General features: G+C 60.6%; 25 protein-coding genes and 4 tRNA genes. 19 read left to right on the top strand and 10 right to left on the bottom strand.

Annotated features, from left to right (window positions below; all coding sequences use genetic code 11):
- Positions 1 to 208 precede the first annotated feature (208 nt).
- Positions 209 to 284: transfer RNA gene (locus R4P64_RS09990), tRNA-Lys, on the bottom strand.
- 137 nt (positions 285 to 421) lie between these two features.
- A complete protein-coding gene (locus R4P64_RS09985; protein WP_317820610.1) occupies positions 422 to 868 on the bottom strand; it encodes a MarR family winged helix-turn-helix transcriptional regulator in 447 nt (148 codons plus the stop codon).
- A gap of 432 nt (positions 869 to 1,300) precedes the next feature.
- Between R4P64_RS09985 and R4P64_RS09980 the strand changes: the two genes are divergently transcribed.
- The 9 genes from R4P64_RS09980 to R4P64_RS09940 all read left to right on the top strand — a co-directional run bounded on the left by R4P64_RS09980 (position 1,301) and on the right by R4P64_RS09940 (position 9,787).
- Complete coding sequence (locus R4P64_RS09980) at positions 1,301 to 1,954, top strand: TetR/AcrR family transcriptional regulator (protein ID WP_033233992.1); 654 nt, start codon at positions 1,301 to 1,303, stop codon at positions 1,952 to 1,954.
- 113 nt (positions 1,955 to 2,067) lie between these two features.
- Positions 2,068 to 2,140 (top strand) — tRNA-Glu (locus R4P64_RS09975).
- A 135-nt stretch (positions 2,141 to 2,275) separates the two neighbouring features.
- Positions 2,276 to 2,349 (top strand) — tRNA-Asp (locus R4P64_RS09970).
- A gap of 70 nt (positions 2,350 to 2,419) precedes the next feature.
- Positions 2,420 to 2,496: transfer RNA gene (locus R4P64_RS09965), tRNA-Phe, on the top strand.
- 134 nt (positions 2,497 to 2,630) lie between these two features.
- Positions 2,631 to 4,385 (top strand): ABC transporter substrate-binding protein, encoded by a 1,755-nt coding sequence (locus R4P64_RS09960; RefSeq protein WP_317820609.1) that lies wholly within the window; start codon positions 2,631 to 2,633, stop codon positions 4,383 to 4,385.
- A gap of 320 nt (positions 4,386 to 4,705) precedes the next feature.
- A complete protein-coding gene (locus tag R4P64_RS09955) occupies positions 4,706 to 6,067 on the top strand; it encodes an 8-oxoguanine deaminase (protein WP_317820608.1) in 1,362 nt (453 codons plus the stop codon).
- 64 nt (positions 6,068 to 6,131) lie between these two features.
- The gene (locus tag R4P64_RS09950; protein ID WP_287160554.1) at positions 6,132 to 7,502 is read left to right on the top strand and encodes a uracil-xanthine permease family protein; all 1,371 of its coding nucleotides are present in this window, start codon (positions 6,132 to 6,134) and stop codon (positions 7,500 to 7,502) included.
- Positions 7,503 to 7,660: 158 nt separating this feature from the next.
- Positions 7,661 to 9,079 (top strand): putative lipid II flippase FtsW, encoded by a 1,419-nt coding sequence (gene ftsW, locus R4P64_RS09945; protein ID WP_033233995.1) that lies wholly within the window; start codon positions 7,661 to 7,663, stop codon positions 9,077 to 9,079.
- A gap of 75 nt (positions 9,080 to 9,154) precedes the next feature.
- The gene (locus R4P64_RS09940; protein WP_033233996.1) at positions 9,155 to 9,787 is read left to right on the top strand and encodes a TetR family transcriptional regulator; all 633 of its coding nucleotides are present in this window, start codon (positions 9,155 to 9,157) and stop codon (positions 9,785 to 9,787) included.
- Positions 9,788 to 9,791: 4 nt separating this feature from the next.
- Here R4P64_RS09940 and R4P64_RS09935 read toward each other — a convergent pair whose 3' ends face one another.
- Positions 9,792 to 10,550, bottom strand: coding sequence for an SDR family NAD(P)-dependent oxidoreductase (locus R4P64_RS09935; RefSeq protein ID WP_141486462.1), 759 nt, complete (start codon positions 10,548 to 10,550; stop codon positions 9,792 to 9,794).
- Positions 10,551 to 10,673: 123 nt separating this feature from the next.
- Between R4P64_RS09935 and R4P64_RS09930 the strand changes: the two genes are divergently transcribed.
- Complete coding sequence (locus tag R4P64_RS09930) at positions 10,674 to 11,411, top strand: VIT family protein (RefSeq protein WP_051730461.1); 738 nt, start codon at positions 10,674 to 10,676, stop codon at positions 11,409 to 11,411.
- Between the two features lie 48 nt (positions 11,412 to 11,459).
- Here R4P64_RS09930 and R4P64_RS09925 read toward each other — a convergent pair whose 3' ends face one another.
- The 3 genes from R4P64_RS09925 to R4P64_RS09915 form a co-directional block, all read right to left on the bottom strand.
- A complete protein-coding gene (locus R4P64_RS09925; protein WP_045068863.1) occupies positions 11,460 to 12,350 on the bottom strand; it encodes a universal stress protein in 891 nt (296 codons plus the stop codon).
- A gap of 49 nt (positions 12,351 to 12,399) precedes the next feature.
- A complete protein-coding gene (locus tag R4P64_RS09920) occupies positions 12,400 to 13,935 on the bottom strand; it encodes a CYTH and CHAD domain-containing protein (RefSeq protein ID WP_045068866.1) in 1,536 nt (511 codons plus the stop codon).
- A 76-nt stretch (positions 13,936 to 14,011) separates the two neighbouring features.
- Entirely contained in the window at positions 14,012 to 14,911 is a 900-nt protein-coding gene (locus R4P64_RS09915; protein WP_317820603.1) for a pseudouridine synthase, read from the bottom strand.
- A gap of 197 nt (positions 14,912 to 15,108) precedes the next feature.
- Between R4P64_RS09915 and R4P64_RS09910 the strand changes: the two genes are divergently transcribed.
- The 8 genes from R4P64_RS09910 (at position 15,109) to R4P64_RS09875 (ending at position 22,263) form a co-directional block, all read left to right on the top strand.
- A complete protein-coding gene (locus R4P64_RS09910) occupies positions 15,109 to 16,353 on the top strand; it encodes a DUF6986 family protein (protein WP_317820601.1) in 1,245 nt (414 codons plus the stop codon).
- Between the two features lie 4 nt (positions 16,354 to 16,357).
- Positions 16,358 to 17,344: an allantoicase gene (gene alc, locus R4P64_RS09905; RefSeq protein ID WP_317820599.1), complete on the top strand. Its 987-nt coding sequence runs from the start codon at positions 16,358 to 16,360 to the stop codon at positions 17,342 to 17,344.
- 16 nt (positions 17,345 to 17,360) lie between these two features.
- Positions 17,361 to 18,275 (top strand): allantoinase PuuE, encoded by a 915-nt coding sequence (gene puuE, locus R4P64_RS09900; RefSeq protein ID WP_317820597.1) that lies wholly within the window; start codon positions 17,361 to 17,363, stop codon positions 18,273 to 18,275.
- A gap of 135 nt (positions 18,276 to 18,410) precedes the next feature.
- Positions 18,411 to 18,944 (top strand): helix-turn-helix transcriptional regulator, encoded by a 534-nt coding sequence (locus R4P64_RS09895; RefSeq protein ID WP_317820595.1) that lies wholly within the window; start codon positions 18,411 to 18,413, stop codon positions 18,942 to 18,944.
- Positions 18,945 to 19,112: 168 nt separating this feature from the next.
- Positions 19,113 to 19,961, top strand: a complete 849-nt coding sequence (locus tag R4P64_RS09890; RefSeq protein WP_317820593.1) for an alpha/beta fold hydrolase — start codon at positions 19,113 to 19,115, stop codon at positions 19,959 to 19,961.
- 28 nt (positions 19,962 to 19,989) lie between these two features.
- Entirely contained in the window at positions 19,990 to 20,289 is a 300-nt protein-coding gene (locus tag R4P64_RS09885; RefSeq protein WP_033234006.1) for a DUF6412 domain-containing protein, read from the top strand.
- 116 nt (positions 20,290 to 20,405) lie between these two features.
- Positions 20,406 to 21,338: a membrane protein insertase YidC gene (gene yidC, locus R4P64_RS09880; protein WP_317820591.1), complete on the top strand. Its 933-nt coding sequence runs from the start codon at positions 20,406 to 20,408 to the stop codon at positions 21,336 to 21,338.
- Between the two features lie 49 nt (positions 21,339 to 21,387).
- Complete coding sequence (locus R4P64_RS09875) at positions 21,388 to 22,263, top strand: oxidoreductase (RefSeq protein ID WP_317820590.1); 876 nt, start codon at positions 21,388 to 21,390, stop codon at positions 22,261 to 22,263.
- Between the two features lie 71 nt (positions 22,264 to 22,334).
- Here the strand turns inward: R4P64_RS09875 and R4P64_RS09870 are convergent, their stop codons facing one another.
- Genes R4P64_RS09870 through R4P64_RS09860 form a run of 3 tightly spaced genes read right to left on the bottom strand, consistent with a single transcriptional unit; the run spans position 22,335 to position 24,225 of the window.
- The gene (locus R4P64_RS09870) at positions 22,335 to 23,345 is read right to left on the bottom strand and encodes an NADP-dependent oxidoreductase (RefSeq protein ID WP_317820588.1); all 1,011 of its coding nucleotides are present in this window, start codon (positions 23,343 to 23,345) and stop codon (positions 22,335 to 22,337) included.
- Positions 23,345 to 23,770 carry an organic hydroperoxide resistance protein gene (locus R4P64_RS09865; protein ID WP_033234010.1) on the bottom strand — a complete coding sequence of 142 codons (426 nt, stop codon included), beginning with the start codon at positions 23,768 to 23,770 and terminating at the stop codon, positions 23,345 to 23,347. The genes R4P64_RS09870 and R4P64_RS09865 overlap by 1 nt, the downstream gene beginning before the upstream one ends.
- Positions 23,767 to 24,225: a MarR family winged helix-turn-helix transcriptional regulator gene (locus R4P64_RS09860; protein WP_033234011.1), complete on the bottom strand. Its 459-nt coding sequence runs from the start codon at positions 24,223 to 24,225 to the stop codon at positions 23,767 to 23,769. Before R4P64_RS09860 ends, R4P64_RS09865 begins: the two co-directional genes overlap by 4 nt.
- A 134-nt stretch (positions 24,226 to 24,359) precedes the next feature.
- Here R4P64_RS09860 and sthA point away from each other — a divergent pair, with 134 nt between their 5' ends.
- A complete protein-coding gene (gene sthA / locus R4P64_RS09855; protein WP_045068884.1) occupies positions 24,360 to 25,772 on the top strand; it encodes a Si-specific NAD(P)(+) transhydrogenase in 1,413 nt (470 codons plus the stop codon).
- On the opposite strand, the gene R4P64_RS09850 is transcribed toward sthA, so the two are convergent.
- Positions 25,756 to 26,775: a helix-turn-helix domain-containing protein gene (locus R4P64_RS09850; RefSeq protein WP_219113225.1), complete on the bottom strand. Its 1,020-nt coding sequence runs from the start codon at positions 26,773 to 26,775 to the stop codon at positions 25,756 to 25,758. The genes sthA and R4P64_RS09850 overlap by 17 nt on opposite strands.
- Between the last annotated feature and the right edge of the window lie 4 nt (positions 26,776 to 26,779).

The following is a 26,779-nucleotide window of genomic DNA, read 5'->3' as shown; positions in this document are numbered from 1 at the left end:
CGTCGAGTCATTCGCGCACAACAGTTTCCGCTGCGAGGGGCAGGGCTGCGGTGCTTGTCGAGAGCGAATCCGAGGGGTTGGACCTCACGAGGTAAAAGTATCAAACGGGATGTTTCCGAAAATCTCGAGCGAATGTAGTACCGCACTCCGTCGTGCGGGCAAACAAAAAACAGCCCGACATTCTCCGAAGAGGTGCCGGACTGTTGTTTGGTGCCCCCAGTAGGACTCGAACCTACGACCTGCGGATTAAAAGTCCGTAGCTCTACCAACTGAGCTATAGGGGCGCGGCGCAGAGTCTAACCAGACCGCGAAGCAGGTGAAAACACCGCCCCCGTCAAATGGGTGATTCCGGGATCCTGATGACAGATTCACAAACGTGCGATTGCCTCGGAGAGCTGCTGTGGCCGAGCCTGTCTGAGCGCTATGGAAGCGTGTCAGGCGGTGCGAGAGGTGAGTTTCCGACGCGTCGCAGGATTCTGCCGGCGATCCAAAGGAGATCACGTTCGGCGTCGGTGCACTCGGCGTGGATCGCTTCGGTAAGCCATCGATTCCTCAGACGTCGATCATCGTGGAGTGCGGACGCGCCGGCGTCGGTCAGATCGATGAGGTGCGCGCGGCCGTCGGATGGATCGGATCGCCGGGTTACCAGGCCCCGAGCTTGGAGCGTTGCAACCGTTTTGGCGATCGATTGAGGCGTGACGCGCTCGAGTTGCGCGAGGGATTTGGCCGCCATGGGTCCGTGGCGGTCGAGATGTCCGAGAGCATGGACGTGGGTGGCACTGAGGTGGGGCCCAATCCGTTCGCTATACAGGCGTCGTGCGAAAACGCCGAGGTCCTCCGCTAGAGCGTCGATCTCGTGCTGGGTCATTGCCGCTCCTCGGTCGCCCATGAATATTAGGCAACCTAACTGTGTAGTTGACCGGTCAATGTCTAATTTTAGTCCACATATTGTGACCAAATAGTAACTGTGGTTGTTTAATCTTCTTAGGCTTGATAGCGAAGTCTCGGTGTTGTGGGTGCTTCGGCATCGGTTCGAACATGGGCTCGAAACAGAGAAGCTCGGATGCGCACCCCCTGTGCCGCACCCGAGCGGCCAGAACGATACCACCCGGTGTGTTCCGGGGGTGTGCTTGCTTTTTCGGTGTCATCTGATCGAATGACACCACTAGTACTTTTGGTGGGTGTCGCGGTAAGGCTTACGTGGCGAATCCGGAGGGGATATTGTGAGCTTCCGGGGGATTGTGGGTGTCGCAGGCGGCACCTTTGGGATATCGACTCGGCGAGAGGCATAACACCGCATATGGCACGTCAACAAGAGCGTGCGCGGCGTACCCGCGCCGCCCTGGTCGAAGCGGCTGCAATCGAGTTCGCCAAGCGCGGTTACGCCGCAGCGTCGGTGAATACGATCCTTGAAGGCTCCCGTGCCACCAAAGGCGCGATGTACTTCCATTTTCAATCGAAAGAAGAGCTGGCAAGAGCGATCTTGACCGCTGCGATGGAGATGTTCACGGACGTCACCGATCAGTGGTTGAAACGGACGGACCTTGATCCGTTTCAGCTTCTTCATGGCCTCGTGCTCGACATTGCCACGCTGTTTCGAACCAACGTGATCGTGCAGGCTGAGTTCAGGCTGATTATCGAGCCGGAGTTCTATGCCGACGTGAAGTCGGGTGCCGGTCAGGTATGGGGACGCTCGGCATTCGAGTTCGCGACGCGAGCGAAGGCCGAAGGTTTGTTGCGTGAAGGCGTCGAGCCTGAGAAGTTCACGCGTGTCTTGGCCGCAAGCCTTGCCGGTCAGCGCTACATGGCGGATCTGACGTCGCAGAGTGGTGACCTTGCGCTCTGGTTCGAGGAAGCGCTCGAAGTAGTCCTCGAAGGGATGGCCAGCTCGGATTGGATCGAGAATTTTCATCGCGAAGGTTGGGCCACGGTCGAGTCCTACCTGCGGGAATAGGGTCATTTTTACTCGCTGACCTGGCGATTTGAGTTTTTCCCGTGGTGTGTCCTAAGCTATCCAAGCTCCCAACGGAATGCCGGAGGGGGTACTTGCTCGGAGTGATCCGGCGCGCCCCCTTCGTCTAGCGGCCTAGGACGCCGCCCTTTCAAGGCGGTAGCGCGGGTTCGAATCCCGTAGGGGGTACGTTTTGCGAAAGCGAAACGATGCAGTATGGTTTGACCCGCACGACACGCTTTGAGTTGCAGAAATGCCCAGCTAGGACAGTGGTTTGGGAGCAGCGAGAAGATGTAGTACGGTTTCACAGCAAGGAAAAAGCAAGGCCCTGTGGCGCAGTTGGTTAGCGCGCCGCCCTGTCACGGCGGAGGTCGCGGGTTCGAGTCCCGTCAGGGTCGCAAAGCATTGTTCTCAGTCAATCGGTTGAGAACAATGCAGTGCGATAGGCATTCGGTTCGGGTGCCGTCCGGCCAGGTAGCTCAGTTGGTACGAGCGTCCGCCTGAAAAGCGGAAGGTCGCCGGTTCGATCCCGGCCCTGGCCACCACAACTCGATACATTGAGCTCCAGATTCTCGTTTCTCGAAACGATGAAGCTGGAGCTTTTTCTATTGCCCGTTCCGATTCTTCAACTGGTCGGTCGGATTACGTCGAATTTGGTACCGGTCAGCGGGAACGTGCCGTGCGTCACTACTTGTCGAGCATCACTATTAGCCGCAGCGCCCATTCCAGGGCCGCGGGTGGTTCGGCATTCTTCGCGAAGTCCGGACCTCCTTCTCTGCGCAAGAAGGAAGTGATGGTCGACGTGACTCACTCGAGGTCCCGACGCGTCGGGAAATTCAGCCGCACAGCGGTTGCATTGTTCGGAGCCGGCATTCTGCTCGCCGGCTGTGCAAGCAACAACGACGACGGCGGCACTACCGACGGTGACACCGGATCGGCGTCGATCGTCACCGGAATGATCAATGAACAAGGCGATGCGGGCACGCCGGTTGCAGGCGGCACGCTGACGTACGGTGTCCAGGTCCTCGCGTCGTCGCTGGACCCGACCAAGGTTGCAGCACGCGGCGGTTCCGGCGGCGAAGCCCTGGCCGCGGTGTACGACGTTCTGGTGAGCTACGACACGGCGACCGGTGAATTCGAACCGAAGTTGGCCAAGTCACTCGAAACCAACGACGACGGCAAGACCTGGACCCTGAAGCTGCGCGACGGCGTGAAGTTCAGCGACGGAACCGCACTCGACGCCAACGCTGTCATCGCGAGCATCGACCGGTACAACGCAGGTAAGGGCAACGGCGCAGAGCTGTGGGTCGCATCGGTCACCTCGATGGAAGCCTCGGACGCGGCTACCGTTGTATTCAACCTGAACACGCCGTGGATGCGTTTTCCCTCGATGCTGGCACTCGGCCATGGAATGATCGTCGCCCCCAGCTCACAACAGGGTGACAAGTTCACCGCCGTTGGCGCCGGACCGTTCACCGAAGGCGTGTTCAGCCCGAGCGTCGAACGAATCTTCAAGGCCAACCCCGCCTACTACGGTGGTGCTCCCAAGCTCGAGCAGCTTCGCATGGTTGCGCTGAACGGCCCGCAGGCCAATCTCGAATCGCTGAACAGTGGTCAGCTGGACGTTGCTTACATTCGCGGTCTGACGTCGGCGATCAACTCCGCCAAGTCCGCTGGCTACCCCGGTTACATCGATGTCCTCAATGCCGGCAGTGCTGAGATCATCAACAACCGCGAGGGCCGGCCGGGTTCGGATGTTCGCGTCCGCCAGGCTATCGGTTACGCACTGGATCCAGAGCTGATCGATCAGCGCGCGGAGAACGGTGAAGGGCTTCCGGGTTCGGAGCTGTTCGGAACGACGTCACAGTGGCACGTCGACACCCCGGGTATCGCGTACGACCCCGCCAAGGCCAAGGAACTTCTGAGCCAAGCCAAGGCCGACGGATACAACGGCACGCTCAACTACATCGTGCTCAGCGAGCCGAAGGACCATGCGATCGGTTTGGCTGTGCAGTCTCTGCTTCAGGCCGTCGGGTTCGAGGTGAACCTGATTCTTGCGAACAATGCCGGCGACATCGTTCAGAACGTCTACGTCAAGAACGATTTCGACCTCGCTCACGCCGGTATCGGTCTGTACGAGTCGATTCCCGATCTCGGTCTCTACTCGACTACCAACAGCACCTCGAAGTCGAACACTGCGGGTTACGCCAATCCCGCTATGGATCAGTTGATCGCGGATCTGCAGCAGGCGAAGGACAACGCGTCGGCGCTTGCCGTGATCAGCAAGATTCAGACCCTGTGGAACGAGACGGTTCCGTCGGCACCGGTCGGTGGATTGGCTTCTTTCTGGGCTTGGCAGAAGAACGTGCACGGTGTGGTTCCGACTGCAACCGGCATCATGCTGTTCGATCAGGCATGGATGGGCGCGAAGTAGCGTTCCAGCGCACACCGAGAGCCCCGTCCGACGCGAGTCGGGCGGGGCTCTTTGGTGTCGCACCCCAAGTGTCGCATCAGGGTTTTCTGCGTAGGTGAAGGAGTAACGCCGGATTTACACGAGAGCAATGCCGTCGACCAATTCGATCTGGAAACTGTGTGTAGTCGCAGACGCTGATCTGCGGCCGACCCGCCCGCTCAGGTTCTGACGCGGTGACGATCCTGTGGTTCGCAGCCGCAGGAACAGGGTGACGGCCCGCGCAACTGTTGCGCGGTTCGTTGCGCCCTGTCTACGTCCCGAGAGAAGAGCGGTGCGAATCGATGTCGCCACACATTCATGTAGATCTTCTGATCACTCACGCGTATCTGTACATTGACCGCAATACCGAACTGGCAGACGGCTGGTTGGCGGTCGTGGATGGACGCGTTCATTCCTTCGGTACTACTGGAGCCGAGCCCAGCGCAGATCGGAAGATAAATGCCGCAGGACGTTTGGTCACACCAGGCTTGGTCAACGCACACCACCACATGTATCAGAACCTCACGAGGTCCTTCGCGCCTGCGGTGAACGGCACTCTGTTCGAGTGGCTGACAACTCTGTATCCCATCTGGTCGAAACTCGAACCGGAAGCAGTACACGCGTCGACTTATGTGGCGATGGCGGAGCTTCTCCTGGGAGGCTGCACGACGTCGATGGATCACATGTATGTCCATCCGAGACCAGAGTTGATCGACGCACAAATTCAGGCGGCCACCCAACTCGGATTCAGGTTCCTTGCAACGCGAGGTTCGATGACCCGCTCTACTGTGGACGGCGGACTTCCTCCGAAATCTGTTGTTCAGGACAAAGATACGATTCTCGCCGACAGCGTGAGACTGATCGAGAAGTATCACGATCCCAATCCAGGTGCGCTGACTCGCGTAGCTCTAGCTCCCTGCTCACCATTTTCGGTGACAGAAGAACTGATGCGTGAGAGCGCAGAACTGGCCGAGGCGTACGACGTCCGGCTGCATAGTCATCTCGCCGAGGACATGGACGAGCATGCGTATTGCCTTCAGACATACGGGTGTACTCCGGTCGAATATCTCGAACGAACAGGATGGGCCGGATCACGTACGTGGGTGGCGCATTTCATCTATCCGAGTTCATCCGAGCAGCTTCGTCTGGCTGCAGCCGGAGTCAGCGCGGTCCAGTGCCCCAGTTCCAACATGATGATCGGTGGTGGCAGTGCCGATGCGTCGTTGTTGCGCGGTATCGGTATGCCGGTCGGACTCGGATGTGATGGATCGGCATCCACTGATCACGGGTCGATGTGGCTCGAATCGCGAACTGCGTTGTTGCTCGGTCGGTTCAGGAATGGGCCGGCCTCGATGACTGCGCGCGATGTCCTGGACATGGCAACGCGCGGTAGTGCCACCTGCCTGGGGTGGGATGACGAGATCGGCCACTTGCGCGTCGGCGCCTGCGCGGATCTTGTTGTGTGGGAAGCAGAGCCGTTGGCTTTGGCGGGTGCGCTGACAGATCCCGTCGAAGCCTGGCTTCGGTGTGGACCTGCGCGAGCAGGTACGACGGTCGTCGCAGGCAAGGTCCTGGTCGACGGTGGGCAATTGTGCGATTCGGCTGTGGCCGGCGTTCTACGAACGCACGACACTCATGCACGCCGGATGCAGTCGCTTCTCTGAAACGACAGCTTTTCCTTCACTTTTCAGTCCTCCACACGAAACCTGACTCGAATCGAGATCACCCATGTCTTTGTCACATGAAAGTACGGACGGCAACCTGTCAGTCGAGGGTGCCGATCAGAATCTCACGATCGATACCGAACAATCGATTCCCTTGCCAAGGAAGGTCGCTTTAGGCGCGCAGCAGTTGCTCGTCTCGAACGTCTGGCTCGATCCGCTGTTCATCGGTAGTGCAGCAGGTCTCGGAGCTGCCCTGTCCACCAATCTCCTGACGGCGACGCTCCTGGCGGCTGGAGTTGCAACGCTCCTGCAGACCACGAAGCTGGTCAAACTACCTGTGGTGGAGGGGCCGTCGTCGGCTTTCTCTCCGTTGGCGATCGCATATGCGAAGGCGGGTTCCCTCGCTGCCGCGGGTACCGGTTTGTTGATCGGCGCCGCAATTGTTCTGTTGGCTGCTGCTACAGGCGTTCTCGGGAAGATTCGCAGAGTATTGAGTTCTGCTGTCACGGGGACAATCATTCTGCTGGTGGGGCTGTCGTTGGCCGGGTTCACTATCCAGGAATTCTTCGGTATGCCGGGCACCGAGAACTTTGCTACGCCCTCGACGATTCTCATCGCTACCGTGACCACCGCTGTTGTCGTTCTTGGCGGAATGTTCACCGGCAAATTTCGCTCATTCTGCTTTCTGATCGCACTTGTCGTGGGAAACCTCCTCGCGTTCGCGTTGGGGCGTCTCGACTTCTCCGGTGTGTCGGCGGCACCGTGGCTTCGATTCCCGACGCTACTCCCGTACGGATCGTTGACCTTTGATCTCGGCATCACCGTGACCATGTGCATCGTGTTCTTCGTGGCCGTAGTCGAGGCGATAGGGATCTACGAAGCAACAGCGCGTCTGACGCGACTCCCTCTGACGGAGCGACAGATCAACGCGGGTGTGGCGGGCGAGGCAGGAGGCTCGATGTTGTCGGCTCTGTTCGGCGGGTTCGGTACGACCGCGTACGCCCAGAATCTTGGTGTCGTTCGGATTACCGGCATCGGAAGCAGATTTGTGGTCCGTGTTGCCGCGTTGATGATGATCGCACTCGCGATGTTTCCCAAAGTCGCGGCAGTTCTGGTCACGACGCCGGCGCCGGTCATCGGTGGACTCTTCCTACCCGCAGCCGCGACGGTCGTCATTACCGGGGCGCAGGCAGCGTTTCGTGATCGTGGTAACTCGACGCACAATCTGATTGCCCCGCTCGCGCTGATGGCAGGACTCGGAGTGCCGGCGCTCACCGGGTCGCTTGTCGGGGTGTGGCCGGAACTCGTAGTGCAGTTAGCGACTCAGGGCATCGTTGTCGGCGCCGTCGTTGCAATCGTGCTCGAGTGTCTCTTTGTCGTCATTCCGAATGCGCTAGCTCGACGAGGTAACCGGAAAAGTAAGAGCACACTGTGATAACGGTGTGGCCTGTGAGACCAGTGTTACCCACGAGTTAGAAGTCGTGGGACGATACTGGTGTGGTGACCGATCGGAGCGATGGCAAAGGGAAGCGTCGTGGGAGCAGCGAATCAGCTAACTCGCGCAGCTCCTCGGATAAAGCTGGCCGCGAGTCCATGAAGTTCCGCGCCCGCGCCACGACGTGGACCAGTCGGCCGTTGTCCGACTTCCACATGATCGTCGGCTTGGTCGTCCTGATCGTGGCTTTCGGTTTGCTGATGGTGCTCTCGTCGTCGAGCGTCGAATCGTATGTCCTGTCCGGTACGTCGTACGCGCGGTTCTGGCCGCAGTGCATGTTTGCCGCCATCGGTCTGGTCCTGTTTGTGGCCGTCGTGCGAGTTCCGACCGAGCTGATGCGCAAATATTCGCCCTGGCTTCTGATCTTCTGCCTGATACTGCTTGTGCTGGTCCTTATTCCGGGAATCGGTTCGGAGCAAATGGGTGCGCGTAGCTGGTTTGTTGTCGCTGGAATTTCATTCCAGCCGTCGGAACTTGCGAAGCTGGCCCTTGCAATTTGGTCGGCAGCGACGGTGGCGTCGTTCCTCAACGCACGTATCGACGTCAACCGGGCTCTGCCGGTCATCGGTGGCACGACGCTTCTCGTCCTGATTCTTGTCGTGTTGGAGAAGGACCTCGGCACCACGATCACTATCGGCATCATCTTCATGTCGGTGCTGTGGTTCGGGCTGTTCCGGTTGCGAACGTTTGTCATGTTGACCGTGGGGTCCGGGGTGGCGTTCCTTGTCCTAGCGCTTACTGCCGGCTACCGCTCGGATCGAATCAAGGCCTATCTCAATCCGGATCTGGATCCGCAGGGACTGAATTTTCAGAGCACTCAGGCAAAATATGCGTTGGCGAACGGCGGTATCTTCGGTCGTGGACTCGGGCAGTCCGACGCGAAGTGGAGTTATCTTCCGCAGGCGCACAACGACTTCATCTTCGCGGTTATCGGGGAAGAACTCGGCCTGATCGGTGCGCTCATTGTAGTGGCGCTCTTTGCTGCTGTTCTCGTTGTCGGGCTGAGGATCGCCAAGCGGTCCACAGATCCCTTCCTCAAGGTCATGACGGCAACTGCGACGACGTTGATCGTGATGCAGGCCTTCATCAACATCGCGTACGTGGTCGGGCTCATTCCCGTCACCGGGTTGCAGCTGCCGCTCATTTCGGCCGGCGGTACGTCGATGATCACGACACTGTTGATGTTCGGGCTGATCGCGCACGCTGCGTTCCGTGAGCCGGAGGCGGTCGCGTCGCTCGAAAGCGCAAGCCGTGGCTGGGTACCCTTCGTGTTCGGCAAACCTCGATTCGGTGAAGCCAAGAAGCCGAAGAAGGCGCCGCAGGGTCGAGTGCGCGAACGCCCGCAGCAGCAACGTCGCGGAGAGCAAGCGCGCCGATCCCCACAGCAAGAACGCAGGCGGCCGGCGCAGCCGGAACCACGCCGGAGCAGTCAACCCGATCGACGACGTTCCGTCCGACGTGACGGCGACGACGACCGTCAGTATCGCGGCGGCACCCGTCCCCGGCGCGCTTCCTGATTACCGTCGGGCGTCGAGATCCCCGGTAGGCGACTACATTGGAATCTGAAATCGGCGTCGGAGAAGGTTGTGGGCATGGCAGGTGGCGATAAGCTGGATCAGTCTGTGGTGGAACGAAGCTCGGTGATCGGGCGTCGTACGACGCCGTCACAGCGAGCACGTTTCCATCGGATTGTCGACGCTGCAATGGAATCCGCGTCCGAGGGTGGGTACGACGCGGTCCAGATGAGGTCGGTTGCCGAGCGGGCCGGCGTGGCGATCGGGACGGTGTATCGGTACTTCCCGTCGAAGAATCACATGCTGGTCGTGGCGTTGGTATGGATGTTCGAGGGTCTGCGCGACAGGTTCCACGACTACGAAATCCCGGGGGAAACTCCGTCGGATCGAATTCTGTTCGTGTTGAGGAAGAACACGGAAATCCTCGAGACCGATCATCCTCGTTACGAGGCGCTGGTTCGCGCGTACATGTTTGCGGACGCGTCGGCGACCCCGGAACTCAACGCACTGGGTGACGTCGTGACGGAGATGTTCGCGAAGTCGATCGGTGTCGAGGAGATTTCCGAGCAGCAGATGGATGCGGTGAAGGTCATCAACGACGTCTGGATGTCTTCTCTCGTGTCGTGGGTCGCCGGCCGGATGACCAGCGATCAGGTGATGGCGCACTTGGAACTTGCCGTGCGCTTGGTGTTTCGTAAGTTGGGCGGGTAGCCCGTCAGACGGAGTATCCGCCGTCGACGTTGAGTTTCTGGCCGCTGATGAAACCGGCGGCATCGCTCGCTAGGAAATGTACGGCTTCGGCGATGTCGGTCGCGGACCCGAATCGCTTCAGCGGAATTCGACTCATGGTGATGTCGAGAGCGGCTGGATCGAGATCGGCTGACGCGATGAGTCTTTCGGCCATGCCGTCGGTCAGCATGCCGGGGCCGACGGCGTTGAAGCGAACGCCGTATCGCCCTTCTTCGGCGGCAAAGCCGCGGACCAGTTGTTCCACAGCGCCTTTGGTGCCAGCCGAGAGCCCGTCGCGGACCGGGAAGCGGTCGGTTGCTGCTGTGGTGACTGCCACGACGGATCCCGACGATGCGCGCAGCGCCGGTAAGACTGTGTGTACAAGGGTAAAGAATGCTGCGGCTTCTTGATTCAACTGCTCGGCGAACGTGGTGGGGGAGACTCGCGACAGGTGGGTCATCGGAACGTGTGGTCCCGCTGCGTGCACAAGAGTTGTCAATGATCCGAGGTCGTCGATCGCGGACCGCGCCGCCGCGGCAATGGACGATTCGCTATCGAGATCCATCGGGTAGGAAAGTGCGCGGACTCCGAGTGATCGGATTTCTGTGCACAGCTGTTCGGCGGCATCCGCATTGCTGCGATAGGTGAAGGCGACGTCGTGTCCGCGGGCGGCGAGTGTGCGGGCGATTGCAGAGCCGATACCGCCGGTTCCGCCGCTGATCAAAACGGTGCGCACTGCATTCATGGTTGTCTCCCGGGTTCCGCGGTTGATGGTCTTCGCATTCAACCTAGCAAGTGCTTGGTTGGCGCGGGTAGGACAGGCTCAGATTGCTATCGCAGACGGGAGCGGAACCCTAATCTCAGTGTTATGTCCGATAGCGTGCAGGTGGCCGGAGAAGTGCCGAGTGACGGATCCGAACCGCAGATCCCCAGCCTCAACAACCGTTTGAACTGGCTTCGCGCCGGGGTTCTCGGAGCGAACGACGGCATCGTGTCCACTGCGGGATTGGTGATCGGTGTCGCAGCCGCGACAACCGAACGTTCCGCGATCTTCACCGCAGGCTTTGCGGGCTTGGTCGCCGGAGCGGTGTCGATGGCTCTCGGTGAATACGTCTCTGTCAGCGCGCAACGCGATACCGAGCGTGCGCTGCTGAAGAAAGAGAAACGAGAACTGCTGGAAATGCCCGAGCAGGAGTTCGCGGAACTTGTCTCGAACTACGAGGCAAAGGGTTTGAGCACCGAGACCGCCACCAAGGTAGCCGAGGAACTCACCGCACACGACGCATTCGCGGCGCACGTCGAAGTCGAGTTGAAGATTGATCCGAACGATCTGACGAACCCCTGGCACGCAGCAATCTCGTCGGCGGTGTCCTTCACCATTGGTGCAGCCATTCCGTTGATCGCGATTCTCTTGCCGCCAACGGGAACCCGGGTTCCCATAGCGTTTTTCGCGGTGCTTGTCGCGCTGGCGTTGACCGGCACGATCAGCGCGACGCTCGGCGGCGCCCGTAAGACCCGAGCGATCTTGCGGGTGGTTCTCGGCGGCGCCTTGGCGATGGCTGTGACGTACGGCGTCGGCCAGTTGGTGGGTACCGGGCTCGATTGAGCTGTGCGCCTTTGTTAACCGCGGGCGGTTGACAGAGGCGCACAGCAGTCAGGCGCGAGCGACCATCACCGGGCACGGAGCATGGTGCAGCAGGTTCTGGCTCGTCGATCCCATCACTGCGCCGGCCATTGCGCTTCGGCCGTGGCTGCCGACGACCAGAAGTTGGGCGTCGTCGGCGTATTTCAGCATGACCGGGGCGGCCGCGCCGGGTTCGCTGATACGAGTGACCGGCACGTCGGGATACTGCTCGGCCATTCCGGCAAGGTTTTCGGCCAACAACGCGGACTCCTCTTGTTCGACGGCTTCCCAGTCGATGAGGATTCCGGCGCCACCTTCACGGAAGGTGGACGCACCTTGCCACGTGTGCACCGCAATGAGGGGTGCTTCGAACTCGTCGGCAAACCAGAAGGCATGCTCGACGGCCTTCTTGCTCAACGGACTTCCGTCGATACCGACCACGACGGGTCTCTGATCGGGCCCGGGGTTTTCGACGGTTCCCCGCCAGACGGTGACCGGGGAGGTTGCATGGTTGGCGACCTTGAGGGCGGTCGATCCGAGTAGACGTGAGCGCAGCGCGCCGGCTCCGGTGGAACCCATGACGATCAACCGAGCTGTGCCGGCCGATTCGAGGATATGTGTTGTCGGAGGACCTGGCGCGATGTTGGACTCGATATCCAGCGAAGGGAATTTCTCTGCCACAGCGCTGGACGCCGCCGCGATGATCGCTTCGCCGTCCTCGCGGATCTGATTGAGGAACTGCGACTGCAACATCACGGCGGCGGGGCTGTAGATCGGGCCTTCCTGAGGCAGCGCATGCGCCAGGATCAGCCGTGCATTGACCACCTGAGCAACGGCCGCGGCCCATTTCGCGGCACCGATCGATGCCTCGGAACCGTCGACGCCGACAACGATGTCCTGGTGTCCGGCAAGTGTGTCCATGCTTACTCCCTCAGGTGGTTCGAGATCCGTCAACTGTTCCGATGATGTCTCATCGCCACAGCGTTGCTGATGATTTTGCTGCTTCCTTCCATGTCTTCTCGAGTAGTGCGGCTTGCTCGTCGGCGATGTCGAGTTCGCGTCGGTACACCATTCCCAAGCTGAAACTGGTGAGTGAGGTGTGCTCGTGCTCCGACGCCATTTCCAGCAGATGGTGACCGGCGACAACGGAATCCTGGTGCTCGCCGAGAACATCCTGGAAGTGGTTGAAATGCTTGAGCGCTCGTTTGGCGCGATGCTTGTTCGACGGTTTCATCACTTCGATCGCGTACTTCATCCGCTTGGCGCCCTTGCGCGCTCGATGGATTTTCTCGTCGCGGTCCGCGCGTGACGTCGCTTCGGCGACTTTGTCGACTCGTTTGCCGACCTTGTGCGAGAGATGCTGCAGGGTGTTCGCCAGTTCCTTGGAGGAGATCTTCTTGTCGGTGCGTCGACCGATCGCGTCGAATTCCAGATCGACGACGTACGCGTCGAGGTTCTCGAGCAAGGTCAGATAACGTTCGGAATTCAGTGTGTCGAGTGCAATTCCCTGGGCGGTTTCTGCTCGGGCAGAGAAGTATTCGTCGATCCGGGCCCGTACGGCTTCCTGCTCGGGCATGTCGATTTCGCCGAGGCGGTCGACCAGTCGCTGCCACTGCACCTCGACGTCGCGGGCATCACCGAACTTGCCGCCCAACCACCGTAGGTCGTCGACAAGTGCATCGGTCCGCGGTGACTGTCCGGCGTACGACTGCAGTGCGCTGCGAATCCGACGCGCGGCGACACGAAAGTCGTGAACGGCTTCCTCGCTGCGCCTACGGGTTCCGAGATCTGCGTCGGTGAGTGCGCGGATCTGTTCGATCAGGTAGTTGCGCAGCAGTATCCGAGGGGTGGGTGACTTCGTGGTGGTGGCTTCGGGTGCGGAGTGCGGTGTCACGGAGGTGCCGAGCGCCCGTTTCAGCTTGGACGGGCTTTCCGAGCGCTCGAGGCCGGCGCCGAACAGCAGGGTTTCGATGGCATCGGCCAGTGGTTGCCCGCCCGCTCCTTGCTCGACCTCGACTTCTTGCCACGTGGACTCTCCGGATCCGTCTGCTTTGCAGGCAATTACGGTGTCCGAAACAACTTCGGCGAGAAGCGTGCCGTCGGCGTCGTTGAGCCTGGTGCGCTCGCGGTCGGTGATGATCAGGGCGACGGGGACCAGGTCGTTGCCACGAATGATCGCTCGGACCAGCGTTGACAATGCTTCGGGTACGACAGTTCCGTCGTCGGGCGGCAGTTGGATTTCGGTTCGGGCATCACCGGCGCCAGGAAGTTTCATATGCCAGCCGGCGTCGTCGCCACCCTCACGTTTGCGCAGCGTGATCTTCTCGGCGAGCAACCGATAGTCTGCGGTGTCGAAGTACGTTGCGGAGAGTTGGATCGAGTCGTGGACCGGTGCGCCGGCTACCCCGGGCAGGTTGTCCAGTGCCGGAACTTCCTGCTCTGCAGGTGCTTCGTACTTGCGCTCGACTTCCTGGACAGCTCCGGGTACTGCATCGGTCTTGCTCATCTGATCTCCTTGTGCGGTGCGATGTATCTGCGTCCATCCTTGTCGGTAACGATGGCGCAGGGAAGGGCGAGCGCTTTCAGGTTGGCCATGCGAGCGTCAGGCGGCTTTCGAATCGGCGGGTTTCGCCGCTGACGGGGTCGTCGAACTCGAGCACACGGGACAGCAGGCGGAGTGGGTTCGAATAGTCTTCTGCAGCAACGTCGTAAAAATCCGGGTAGAAGTTGTCGCCGTGGATGGGTAGTCCCACCGATGTCATGTGCAGACGGAGTTGGTGCGTCTTGCCGGTATGGGGAATCAGTCGATAGCGCGCAAACTCGCCGTGAGTTTCGATCAGTTCGATACGCGATTCGCTGTTGGGATCGCCGTCGATCTCGCGGGCTTTGAGTACTCCGCGTTCCTTCACGATGCGGCTTCGCACGACGGTAGGCGTCGCGACGTCGGCGTCGTAGCGTGCGATTGCTTCGTATTCCTTGGAGACGAGGCGATCGGCGAACATCGTCTGGTAGCCGCGCCTGGCCTGCTGGTGCACGGTGAAGAGGAGCAGCCCGGCAGTTACGCGATCGAGTCGATGCGCCGGACTGAGCTCGGGGAGGTCGAGGTCTCGGCGAAGACGGACAAGAGCGGATTCCGCGATGTAGCGTCCGCGCGGTGTGCTGGCCAGAAAATGAGGCTTGTCGACAACGAGGATGTTGTCGTCGCGGTACAGGATGTCGATCTCGAAAGGAACTCGTGCTTCGATTGGCGGGTCGCGGTACAGATAGACGAAGCGGCGAGGCGCAAACGCGGTTTTTTCGTCAATTCCGACGCCTTTCTCGTCAACAACCTCGCGGGCGGCAACTTTCTCCCGCAGTCGCACAGCGTCCTGCGGGAACCGCTCGAGTAGATAGTCGAGCGTGGTTTCCCACGTTCCCGTGTCGGGTTGACGGATGCGGCTGGGGTTGAGGCCGACGCGGACGGGGAGCGGAGATCGAGACACATCTTCGACGGTAGCGCTCTGGCCGGGTATTCGAGCCATCCACGACAGATCGGGTGTGGGTAATCGAGAATCAAGCTTGTGACGTCGAACACCGCACAGTGCTGACCTGCGTATTCCGGCGTTGATGTTACGGATAAGCGTGCCGACGTAACCTGAACGAAACTGCGAGCTAACCCACAGTCTGCGACTATTGGTCGATGACCGAGCCTCGCCTTCCCACAGCTGTTCACGACAGATTGGCACAGTTGCTCGACCCCGTCGATTCGAGACTCGCAAGCCAGTACCCCGGCAACCGCGACGAGATTCAACCGGTGCACACCGTGTACGTCAGTGCTGCCGACGCAGGTGTCGATACTCCGAGGTCGTGGGGTGAGCAGGCAATCGAACTGCTTGATGCGCATGTTGATGTTCTTGCCGATCTCGACACCGAGAATGCACTCGACGATGTCCGTGTTCTGTTGGGTCGCACACCCGTCCAGGACTTACGGATCGATTTCGAAGACGGATACGGGCGACGCGAGGACCAGGAAGAGGATGCCGCCGCGCGGAACGCAGGTCGGACCCTGGCAGCGATCAGTGCGGACCCACACGGTCCGAGTTGGTGCGGCGTCAGGTTCAAAGGAATGCCGGCGAGTGAGCGTCGGCGATCCATTCGCACTCTCGAATTGGTTCTGGACGCCGCCGGTGGAGTGCCAGCTGGATTTGTATTCACCGTTCCCAAACTTCGTGCGGTAGAGCAGGTTACCGCGACGGTGCTGTTGTGCGAGGAGTTGGAGAAGGCCCACGGGTTGGCGACGGGATCCCTGCGATTCGAGCTGCAGATCGAAAGCCCGCAGGCTGTGATTGCTGCGGACGGAACCGTCGCAGTTGCGCCGGCTATTCATCGCAGTGAGGGTCGACTGACCGGATTGCACTACGGTACTTACGATTACAGTGCCGCATGCGGAATCGCATCGCGCTTTCAATCGCTCGAGCATCCCGTTGCAGATCATGCCAAGGCGGTGATGCTCGCCGCCGCCGCTCAGACCGGGGTGTGGGTGTGCGACGGTTCCACGCAGATTGCCCCGGTGGGAACGCCGGACATGATTCACGACGCCATCACTCGGCATCATCGGCTTGTCATGCGATCGCTCGAGCGTGGCTACTACCAGGGCTGGGACATGCATCCCGGGCATCTGGTGACGCGATGGCTCGCGACGACAAACTTCTACCGCGGAGCCTTGACCGCCGCAGCGCCGCGAATTCAGGCCTACCTCGATCGTCAGGGTGGGAGTGTGATGGACGAGCCGGCAACAGCGCAGGCATTGGCTGCCGTTGTCCTGCGCGGGCTGGACGCGGGTGCCTTTGCCGAGGCCGGCGTTCTTGCTCTTGCGCCCTCTGCCGATACAGCCTCGCTACGAAGCTTGGTGGGACGAACCAATGTCAACACAGGAGTGAACTGAATCTATGACAACCACTGATTTCACCGCTTATCCGGACTTGGCGTTGCGGACGCTTGGCGGCGCTGTGATCTGGGCGAATGACGAGGCATTTGCCGAGCGTGAAGCGTTGATCCGACCGGGTAAGGCGGGATACCAACCCGCGACATTCGGCCACAAAGGGCAGGTCTACGACGGTTGGGAAACCCGTCGACGTCGCGTCGCCGGCCACGACGAAGCGATTGTCCGACTCGGTGTTCCGGGCGTCGTCCACGGCGTTGTGGTTGATACAGCGTGGTTCAAGGGCAATTACCCGCCCGAGATTTCGGTGGAAGCGATCAGTGTCGACGGGTATCCGGATCCGGCAGAGTTGGCGCTCTCGGCGCAGTGGCAGACGATTGTCGAGCGCTCCGCGGTCGCCGGTGACTCGGAGAATCCGTTCGACGTGAGCTCGGATCAGCGCTGGACCCACGTCAAGCTCACCATCTACCCGGACGGCGGCGTTGCCCGCTTCCGCGTGCACGGTGAAGCGCGCCCGGATCCGCGGTTCCTCGATGCCGGGCCGCTCGATCTTGCAGCACTCGAGAACGGTGGACGAGTAACCGACTGTTCCAACATGTTCTACAGCTCACCGCAGAACATTCTGTTCCCCGGTCGCGCAGCATCGATGGGTGACGGCTGGGAGACTGCGCGCCGCCGCGACGACGGAAATGATTGGGTGCAAGTGCAACTCGCCGGCGAAGGTTCGCTGAGTTTTGTCGAGATCGACACGTCGTACTTCCTCGGCAACGCTCCAGGCGCCGGCGCGCTAACTGGACGCACGCCGAGCGGCGAATGGATCGAATTGTTGCCGCGCACCACGTTTCGGCCGGATACGCGTCATCGCTTCCTGATCGAGAGCGACGTCCCGGTAACCGATGTACGGTTGGATGTCTTCCCGGACGGCGGGCTCGCTCGGCTGCGTGTTTTCGGAACTCTGACACCGGCAGCTCGAGCTGTGCTCGACGGGCAATGACGGTAAAGTTGTTGCCATGAACAACTATCCGCGTGACATGGTGGGGTACGGCAAGAATCCTCCCCACCCACATTGGCCCGGCGACGCGCGGATCGCGGTCCAGTTCGTGCTCAACTACGAAGAGGGCGGCGAGCGTAACGTCCTCGACGGTGATGACGTCTCGGAGACGTTTCTGTCGGAAATGACTCCGGCAGAGGCGTTTCCGAACCGCCACATGAGCATGGAATCGCTGTACGAGTACGGATCTCGCGCCGGATTGTGGCGAGTTCTCGGGATCTTCGAGCGACGCAATCTCCCGCTGACAATTTTTGCGGTGGCGCGTGCCATGCAACGTAACCCTGAGGCGGTCAGCGCTTTTGGTGAACTGGGACATGAGATCGCGTGCCACGGACTGCGGTGGTTGTCGTATCAGTCGGCGGACGTCGAGCGTGAGCGCGCGGATATGGCCGAAGCCGTCGACATCCTGCGAGATCTGACGGGGTCCGCCCCGCTCGGGTGGTACACCGGACGTGATTCACCGAACACCCGTGAGCTGGTTGTAGAGCATGGCGGATTTGTCTACGACTCGGATTCGTACGCCGACGACCTGCCGTATTGGGTCAACGTGCCTCGAGGCGAGGAGTCGGTGAAGCATCTGGTGGTTCCGTACACACTCGACACCAATGACATGCGGTTCGCCTCTCCGGCCGGATTTCCCAGTGGAGATCAGTTTTTTGCGCATCTGCGTGACGCCTTCGACGTGCTGTACTCCGAGGGGACCGCCGGGGCACCGAAAATGCTGTCGGTCGGATTGCACTGCCGCATAGTCGGCCGCCCCGCCCGGGCTGCGGCCCTCGAGCGATTCCTCGACCACGTGCAGTCACATGAGAAGGTGTGGATCACGCGTCGGATCGATATTGCTGAGCACTGGAAGGCTGTACATCCCGCCTAGGGAGGGCGTCCTGCGCAGCTAGGGTTCGTACGGCGCCAGGCATTTGGGTTTCTCGGGCTCGTGGCGTGGCTTCGGAATGATTTCGCGCACGCGACTGACTATTCGAGACGTAGTCTACGAACTGACAATTCTTCGATGAACGCCGCTTGGCGTGTTGAATCGTTGGCCTGGACTGCTGCAGCGCAACGTGATTGGAAGCATGCAGCGGTTCTGCTTGGCGCCGCGGCGATGTACTGGCAGAAGATCGGGCGGCCGCTCTCCGGACTCTCGAGGTTGTCGGCTCACCGCGACAAGGCGATGAAGAGTGTTCGAAAGGCTCTGGGTGAGAGTGCTTTCGACAGGGAGTTTCACAGAGGGATTGTGATGTCCGAAATGGAAGCCGTTGCGTATGCACTCGACGAGCGTCGCAGTGCCCAGGCTGCATCGTCGAGCGAGGCAATTCGACTCACACGCCGCGAGCAGCAAGTTGCGGAACTCGTGGCTCAGGGCCTCACGAACCGCGCTATTGCAGAGCGCCTCTTCATCTCGGTGCGCACCGCTCAGGGGCACGTGGAGCATGTGCTGACAAAACTGGGATTCAATTCCCGGGCGCAGATCGCGGCGTGGGCAGTTTCTCACGCACACGAAGAGGAATCGCAAGGCGCTGCGCGATCCATAGATCGGCCGTGAGGGCTTCTACTGCAAAACACCAGGTCGTCACCGCAGTGCCCGAAATGCAGGTACAAATCCAGGTACCGATCCAGGTAGTTCGGCCGTCGCTCAGACGTCGGATGCACGGCAGTGTCGAGGTCGACCGAGTGCCAACCGCACTTTCCGACCGAGAAACTGGATCCGATCATGCCCGTCAACACCGCCGACCCCGATGCGTCCATCGAATGGGACACAGCCGTGGTCGACTCGCGAAGCGTGGACTTCGCGGCAGGCGGGGACGGCGAGTTGGTTGTTTTTCTGCATGGGTGGGGCTTGTCGCCGCGTGCGTATCGTTCGTCGCTTGCATCGCTGCTCAATAGGGGTTTTCGCGTGATCGCGCCCACACTTCCCGGACTCGGCGGCAGCGCAGAACTCGAGCCGAGCGATCGCACTTTTGACGGCTACGCGAAGTGGGTGGGTCGATTTCTCGACGCGATCGGGGTGAACAGTCCGGTAACCGTCGTGGGACATTCGTTCGGTGGTGGAGTGGCGGCAGCGGTGGCACATGATCGCCCGACCCTGGTTTCCCAGCTGGTGTTGGTGAACTCGGTCGGTGGTGGTGCGTGGTCACATTCGTCCGGGCGCGAGTACCCGATCCGTCAGCGACCGCTGTTGAATTGGTGCGGCTCGGCGATAGCTGAAGCCATTGCGACCTTCCCGGCCCGTGGACCTATGCAGTTGCTGTTGGACGAGGTAGTTCCCAATGCGGTCCGCAATGCCGGTTCGTTGTGGCGCACGGCGAACCTGGCCAGGAACGCCGATCTCATCGCACTGTTCGAAACGATGGCAGAACGTGCGATGCCGGTGTCGATGCTGTGGAGCGTCGGCGATCAGGTGATCCCACGCGCAAGCTTCGACGCGATTCGTGCCGCCCTCGTCGATCCCGAAGTTCACGAAGTTCGTGGCAACCACAACTGGCTGATCGACGACGCCGAACTGTTCGGACAGTTATTGACGCACGTGCTTTCCGATTCGGCCACAGAACTCGTCGGTTGACCGCCAACTACCGTGTATCTTCGAATCCATGAACAGGCAGGGAACGGCGACGCGATCGTTGTTGCTGCTTCTGCTGCCGTTCATCGCGATGCTCGCTACTCCGCCGCTCGGTTCATCAGGCAGTGCCGCGGTTCTGGGAACCGCGATTGCTGTGTTTGTTGTTGCCGCGTTGGCGACGTCACCCCGCAGCGAACTTCTGCAACTGTTTGCGCGCTCGTCGAGTGGGCCGGCCCGTGACGAGCGTTGTCTGCGTGGGTCTTTCCGCAGGCAGAGCAGCCCAGACGCCCCTGGTCGTCCGCAACCCCGAGCTCCGGGAATCGGTCTGTAGTCTGGCTCCACGCGGGTGAAAAAACCCGTCGTAGGTCGGTCAGCGAAGCTCCGCCCACGACCATTCCCCGCGCTCGCATTCTGCTCGAGCGTGCCTCTTGGTGAGGTTCATTCATCATGCTTGATTTCATCTATTACCCCGTATCCGGAATCTTGTGGTTCTGGCACAAGGTTTTCTCCCTGGTTTCGGGAGCACCCGACAGCGGTGTCGTCTGGGCACTGTCCGTGGTGTTTCTCGTCTTCACGCTCCGAGCGATTCTTTTCAAACCGTTTGTCAAACAGGTCCGCACGCAGTTGGTGATGCAAAAATTACAACCGCAGATCAAGGCATTGCAGAAGAAGTACGCCGGCGACAATCAGAAGCTTGCCGCGGAGATGGCAAAGCTCCAGAAAGAACACAACTACAGCCCGCTGCTCGGATGTTTGCCGATGCTTATTCAGGCTCCGGTCTTCATCGGCCTGTATCACGTTCTGCGGTCGTTCAATCGGACGGGAGCGGCTACCCACGTCCCGTTCCTCAGCCCTACCGAACCCATGTCCATCGCCGACAACGCGAACACTGCGAACTACTTTTTCAGTGCCTCGGATGTGCAGTCGTTTCTCGATGCGAAGCTGTTCGGGGCGCCGCTGTCGGCGATGATTTCGAGTCCGGCCGCGCAATTGGAGGCGTTTGGCGATGTGACCCGGCTGTCCATAGTTCTGGTCGCAGTTCCGCTGATGATCTTTGCCGCGGTGGCGACGCACTTCACGTCGCGGGCATCTATCGCGAGGCAGGTGGACACCGGGACCGTCAACCCGCAAACGGCGATCATGAACAAACTCGCGTTGTGGGTGTTTCCGGTCGGAGTGGTTGCCTTCGGTGCGTTTGTGCCGGTCGCGATCCTGATCTATTTTGTGAGCAACAACTGCTGGACATTCGCGCAACAGCATTTTGTGTACGGCCGGATTGCGGCGGAGCAGCGCGAGGCAGATATTCAGATCCCGCCAGGCTCCGCGTCCACAGCGCCTCTTCCTGGCGCCAAGCCGACCAAGGCAAAACGGAAATCGTGACGAAAATCAGCACTCCCTACCGGCTGGTAACACACGTACGCTGGATTTCATGACCAAGTGGACTGCAGAAGACGTTGTCGATCAGACCGGCCGCACGTTTGTGGTGACCGGGGCCAACAGTGGGTTGGGGGAGGTAGTTGCACGGGCATTGGGCAAAGCGGGCGCAACCGTAGTACTTGCGTGCCGCGACACATCGAAGGCTGAACCCATTGCGGCGGAGATCGGTTCCAACGCGGTGGTACGGCAACTCGATCTTGCGGATCTCGCGTCGGTGCGGGCATTTGCCGACGCCACCGACGCCGTCGACGTTCTGGTAAACAACGCCGGTGTCATGGCGATACCGTTTCGCCGGACTGTCGACGGTTTCGAAATGCAGATCGGCACAAACCATCTGGGGCATTTTGCGCTCACCGGCTTGCTGAAGGACAAGCTGACGGATCGTGTCGTGACGATGTCGAGCGCACTGCACCAACTGGGAACCGTCGATCTCGATGATCTCAACTTCGAGCATCGCAAATACAACCGGTGGCTGGCGTACGGGCAGTCCAAACTCGCCAATCTGCTGTTCACGTACGAACTTCAACGCAAACTGGCTGCGTCGGGTTCGCCGCTCAAGGCATTGGCGTCGCATCCGGGGTATGCGTCGACAAATCTGCAGGGCCACACCGAGTCCGTCTTCGACAAGCTCATGGGCATCGGCAACCGGATCATCGCGCAGTCTGCGGAGATGGGCGCATTGCCGGAGCTGTATGCGGCAACCGTTCCTGATGTATTCGGCGGCAGCTATATCGGCCCGGACGGTCCGTTCGAGCAGCGTGGATACCCGAAAGTGGTTGGCTCGAACAAGAAATCGCACGATACCGAGACCGCAGCGGGCCTGTGGACGCTTTCCGAGAAGTTGACCGGAGTGTCGTTCGGACTGTGACGCCGATGGCCGCGAACCCCAGTGGGATTCGCGGCCATTGCAGCAGTTGCACTGTTACATCAGTTCCGCTGTTACAGCGTGACAACCATCTTGCCGGTGTTCGCGCCGCGCATCAGATCGATGAACGCCTGCGGGGCATTGTCGAGACCTTCGACTTTGGTCTCGTCCCACGCAATCTTGTTGTCGGCGAGCCACCCCGCCATGTGGGTGCGGAACTCGGGGCCGAGATGGCGGTATCCGCCAACCAGGAATCCGCGCAATGTGAGCTGCTTGCCGATCGCTGCCGCCAAGTTGCTGGGGGCGGTGGGCTTTTCGGTGGTGTTGTACTGAGCGATGGCTCCGCACATCGCGATTCGGCCGCCAGAATTCATGGCGTCGATAGCCGCCTCGAGATGTTCACCGCCGACGTTGTCGAAGTAGACGTCGATTCCGTCGGGTGCGGCAGCAGCGAGAAGTTCGGTGACCGGTCCGTCGTGGTAGTCGAACGCGGCATCGAAGCCGAGTTCGAGGAGACGAGCGACCTTTGCCGGAGAACCCGCGCTGCCGATCACACGCTTGGCACCCAGGAGCTTTGCGATCTGGCCGACCAGTGATCCGACGGCTCCTGCTGCGCCGGAGACGAATACGGTGTCACCTTCTTTGAACTCGGCAACAGCTGTCAGTCCCGCGTACGCGGTGAGGCCCGTCATGCCGAGCGCACCGAGGTAGGCCGTGGCCGGGGCAATGGACGTATCCGCGGGAGTGACGGCTGCCCCGTCGAGAATCGCGTACTCGCGCCACCCGAGGCCGTGGACAACAACGTCTCCGACAGTGCGATCGGCGGACTTCGAGGCGATAACCTCTCCGACTGCACCACCGTCGAGAGCTGCGCCGATCTGGAAGGGCGGCAGGTACGACTTCACGTCGTTCATGCGTCCACGCATGTACGGATCGACCGAGATCGCGATGTTGCGCACCAGGATCTGGCCGTCTTCGAGTTCGGGAAGCTCGACCTCGACTGTGGAGAAGTTCTCGGGGGTCGGCCAACCGTTCGGCCGGGATGCAAGGTGGATCTCGCGGCTGATTGTGGGGGTGGAGCTCATTAATCGTCCTTACTTACTTCGAGGGTGACCTCGATGTTGCCGCGAGTTGCGTTGGAGTACGGGCACACCTGGTGCGCCTTCTCCGTCAGCTCGACGGCCTGTTCATGGGGCAAATGGGGAAGTGAAACTTCAAGCGTCACAGCAAGTCCGAAACCGCCGGCGTCGTTCGGGCCGATGCCGACGCGAGCGCCCACCGCAGAGTCCGCAACATTGGCTTTCTCCGCTCGGGCGACCATCTGCAGTGCAGAGTGGAAGCACGCCGCATATCCGGCGGCAAAGAGCTGCTCGGGATTGGTGCCGTCGCCGCTGCCGCCCATTTCCTTCGGGATGGCCAGGCCGAGATCGAGGCGTCCGTCGGAGGTGCGGGCGTGGCCGTTGCGACCTTCGCCGGTGGCCAGTGCTTCTGCGGTGTACACGATGTTCATGGCTTCTTCTTTCCGTCGACAGCGTTGGATGTTTGAAGGTGCTTGCCTAGCCGGACCAGGACTTCCCGGAGTTTCACCAGTTCGTCGAGATCAAGTCCCGTTGCCTCGGCGAGCGTGCGGGGTATGTCTTCTGCCTTGCTGCGCAGTGCCAAACCGCTCTCGGTCAGGTGAATCTCGACGCGGCGCTCGTCACTGGTCAGGCGTCGGCGCTCGATGAGCCCTTGGCTTTCCAGTCGCTTGAGGAGTGGCGAGAGAGTGCCGGTGTCGAGATCAAGGGCGTCGCAGATATCCCGAACGCCGCGGCCGTCGCGTTCCCACAGTGTCAGTAGGACCAGGTACTGGGGATACGTAATTCCCAGGTCCTCCAGCATGGTTCGGTAGGCGGCCGTGGTTGCTCGCGACGCCGAGTAGAGGGCGAAGCAGAGTTGGTGTTCGAGGGCGAGCGGGTTGGTCACAAGAAAGACTGTAGCGCACCTTTTAGTTGCGCACAACCTAGCTGTGCAAAATCTATCTTGGACGCCTGCGGTCGTTCACGGAGTATTGACACGCCTGCCACCTGTCCGACGCGTGTGGACGGTACTTCTGAACGATGAGCGATTCGACGGAATATGACCTGGTTGTCATCGGCTCCGGCCCGGGCGGGCAGAAGGCGGCAATCGCGGCCGCCAAGCTGGGTAAACGAGTGGCCATGGTCGAGAAGGGGAACATGCTCGGGGGAGTGTGTGTCAATACCGGCACCATTCCGTCGAAGACGTTGCGGGAGGCGGTTCTCTATCTGACCGGCATGAATCAGCGCGAACTGTACGGCGCGAGCTACCGGGTGAAGGGGAACATCACACCGGCGGATCTGTTGGCTCGAACGCAGCATGTCATCACCAAGGAGATCGAGGTGGTGAGATCACAACTCTTGCGTAACCGCGTCGAACTGCTGGTCGGGGTCGGGTCATTTGTCGACGCGCACACCATCCTCGTCGAGGATGCTTCGCGCGGCGACAAGATGACGATTACCGCGAAGTTCGTCGTGATCGCCACGGGCACACTGCCTGCGCGTCCGGCGGGCGTCTCGTTCGACAGCCACCGAGTTCTCGATTCCGACGGAATCCTGAATCTGACGTCCATTCCCGGCACCATGGTCGTGGTCGGCGCTGGGGTTATCGGAATCGAATACGCGTCGATGTTCGCAGCGCTCGGCACCAAGGTCACCGTCGTGGAGAAACGAACCTCGATGCTGGACTTCTGCGACCCTGAGATCATCGAATCGCTTCGGTATCACTTGCGGGATCTGGCGGTGACGTTTCGATTCGGTGAGGAGGTGACTGCCGTCGACGTCGGCGCCAACGGAACTCTCACCACATTGGGTAGCGGCAAGCAGATTCCAGCCGAAACCGTCATGTATTCGGCTGGGCGTCAAGGTCTTACCGCGCCTCTGGCATTGGAGAATGCCGGACTCGAGGCCGACGACCGCGGCCGAATTTACGTGGACGAGAATTTCCGCACCAAGGTCGAGCACATTTACGCCGTCGGCGATGTCATCGGATTCCCGGCTCTTGCAGCCACTTCCATGGATCAGGGTCGACTGGCGGCGTATCACGCGTTCGAAGAACCTGGCGCGAAGTTGATGGATTTGCAGCCTATCGGCATCTACTCGATTCCCGAGGTGTCATACGTCGGCGCAACCGAGGTCGACTTGACCGAGGAATCGGTGCCGTACGAGGTCGGGGTGTCGCGCTACCGCGAACTTGCCCGCGGTCAGATCGCCGGCGACTCATACGGAATGCTGAAAATTCTGGTATCCACGGACGACCTCAAGTTACTCGGGGTTCACATCTTCGGTTCGGGAGCAACAGATCTCGTCCACATCGGACAGGCGGTCATGGGGTGCGGCGGTACCGTGGAATACCTTGTGGATGCGGTCTTCAACTACCCGACGCTGTCCGAGGCGTACAAGGTTGCTGCACTCGACGTGATGAACAAGATCAGGGCTCTCAAGCAGTTCCAGTAGACAATGATGTCAGGTGGCGGTGAATGCGGTTGATCGACGGATTCCCGATCGTGCGCCGGCCTTCGAGCCGCACTCTGCTCGGAGTAGTGCCGTAGTAAGCCTCGAAGGCTCGTACGAAGTGCGGTTTTGACGTGAATCCCCAACGGCGAGAGATATCTTCGACGGACGCGTCGGCGGAATCCGGTGTCGTCAGTTCGCGGTACGCATGTTCTAGTCGCTTACGGCGGATCACCTGCGCAATCCCACCGTCGTCGTTGAACGCACGGTAGAGCTGCGCTCGGGAGACTGCCAGTGCAACGCAGATTGTCGTAGGGCTGAGCCAACTCTCGCCGAGATGATCGAGAATGTACACCAGGGCGCGCGCTCGAAGACCCTCCGGAGGTGCTCGAAGTTGTTGCTCGGGTGCAACGTGCCCCACACTGGCTTTCAGCAGCGATTCGACAACGTTTTCGTACTGCGCCGCGCCAGCGAAGTCGAGGTGGGGGAGTGCGTCCGAGATCGACTGCAGGCACTGCGAGAAAACTACCGCGGGCGTGCCCGTCAGGACGGTGCCGTGCAAGGAGCGACCGTGCGACGAGGCCTCGACGAGTGCACGCGGCACAACCAGACTGATCGTGCGGGCAGTGCGCTGCGAGTGTGTCCGGACGCTCGCGCGAAGCGGTTTGCCTAAATCGACAAACGAGACCTCGTTCGTCCGGACGAGGAAGTCGACACCGTCGGCGTCGCCGCCCATCGCGCCGGCTGTCCACGCCTGGACCACGTAGTGATCGTCCAGTTCGCTTTCCGTGATCAGTCGACGGTTTCGTACGTAGTTCTGACTGTTGACGGTGGTCTCGCCGATCAGTGACGTCCCGGTGGCAGTACCCGAGATCGTCCCGTGAAGTGGGACATCTCGGCCGGCGCGTTCGGTGACGTAGAAGGGCCGAGTCGCTGCTCGCCAGTAGTCGTCACGGTCCGCCGCGTCCACAAATCCCGTGGATATGTCAATCCGGGGCTCAATCATGGGC

The sequence above is a fragment of the Rhodococcus sp. IEGM 1366 genome (genome assembly GCF_033142425.1).
Lineage (GTDB): Bacteria > Actinomycetota > Actinomycetes > Mycobacteriales > Mycobacteriaceae > Rhodococcus_F > Rhodococcus_F globerula.
This window is presented reverse-complemented; position numbering and strand designations above follow the sequence as displayed.

Excerpts from the sequence above, each read along its gene's own strand:
- R4P64_RS09955 (WP_317820608.1), top strand. The coding sequence starts at position 4,706 with ATGTCGCCACACATTCATGTAGATCTTCTGATCACTCACGCGTATCTG.
- R4P64_RS09910 (WP_317820601.1), top strand. The coding sequence starts at position 15,109 with ATGACCGAGCCTCGCCTTCCCACAGCTGTTCACGACAGATTGGCACAG.
- R4P64_RS09985 (WP_317820610.1), bottom strand. The coding sequence starts at position 868 with ATGACCCAGCACGAGATCGACGCTCTAGCGGAGGACCTCGGCGTTTTC.
- sthA (WP_045068884.1), top strand. The coding sequence starts at position 24,360 with ATGAGCGATTCGACGGAATATGACCTGGTTGTCATCGGCTCCGGCCCG.
- R4P64_RS09925 (WP_045068863.1), bottom strand. The coding sequence starts at position 12,350 with ATGGACACACTTGCCGGACACCAGGACATCGTTGTCGGCGTCGACGGT.
- R4P64_RS09885 (WP_033234006.1), top strand. The coding sequence starts at position 19,990 with ATGAACAGGCAGGGAACGGCGACGCGATCGTTGTTGCTGCTTCTGCTG.
- R4P64_RS09950 (WP_287160554.1), top strand. The coding sequence starts at position 6,132 with ATGTCTTTGTCACATGAAAGTACGGACGGCAACCTGTCAGTCGAGGGT.
- R4P64_RS09980 (WP_033233992.1), top strand. The coding sequence starts at position 1,301 with ATGGCACGTCAACAAGAGCGTGCGCGGCGTACCCGCGCCGCCCTGGTC.
- alc (WP_317820599.1), top strand. The coding sequence starts at position 16,358 with ATGACAACCACTGATTTCACCGCTTATCCGGACTTGGCGTTGCGGACG.
- yidC (WP_317820591.1), top strand. The coding sequence starts at position 20,406 with ATGCTTGATTTCATCTATTACCCCGTATCCGGAATCTTGTGGTTCTGG.
- R4P64_RS09935 (WP_141486462.1), bottom strand. The coding sequence starts at position 10,550 with ATGAATGCAGTGCGCACCGTTTTGATCAGCGGCGGAACCGGCGGTATC.
- R4P64_RS09865 (WP_033234010.1), bottom strand. The coding sequence starts at position 23,770 with ATGAACATCGTGTACACCGCAGAAGCACTGGCCACCGGCGAAGGTCGC.
- R4P64_RS09890 (WP_317820593.1), top strand. The coding sequence starts at position 19,113 with ATGCCCGTCAACACCGCCGACCCCGATGCGTCCATCGAATGGGACACA.
- R4P64_RS09875 (WP_317820590.1), top strand. The coding sequence starts at position 21,388 with ATGACCAAGTGGACTGCAGAAGACGTTGTCGATCAGACCGGCCGCACG.
- puuE (WP_317820597.1), top strand. The coding sequence starts at position 17,361 with ATGAACAACTATCCGCGTGACATGGTGGGGTACGGCAAGAATCCTCCC.
- ftsW (WP_033233995.1), top strand. The coding sequence starts at position 7,661 with ATGAAGTTCCGCGCCCGCGCCACGACGTGGACCAGTCGGCCGTTGTCC.
- R4P64_RS09940 (WP_033233996.1), top strand. The coding sequence starts at position 9,155 with ATGGCAGGTGGCGATAAGCTGGATCAGTCTGTGGTGGAACGAAGCTCG.
- R4P64_RS09920 (WP_045068866.1), bottom strand. The coding sequence starts at position 13,935 with ATGAGCAAGACCGATGCAGTACCCGGAGCTGTCCAGGAAGTCGAGCGC.
- R4P64_RS09870 (WP_317820588.1), bottom strand. The coding sequence starts at position 23,345 with ATGAGCTCCACCCCCACAATCAGCCGCGAGATCCACCTTGCATCCCGG.
- R4P64_RS09930 (WP_051730461.1), top strand. The coding sequence starts at position 10,674 with ATGTCCGATAGCGTGCAGGTGGCCGGAGAAGTGCCGAGTGACGGATCC.
- R4P64_RS09850 (WP_219113225.1), bottom strand. The coding sequence starts at position 26,775 with ATGATTGAGCCCCGGATTGACATATCCACGGGATTTGTGGACGCGGCG.
- R4P64_RS09895 (WP_317820595.1), top strand. The coding sequence starts at position 18,411 with ATGAACGCCGCTTGGCGTGTTGAATCGTTGGCCTGGACTGCTGCAGCG.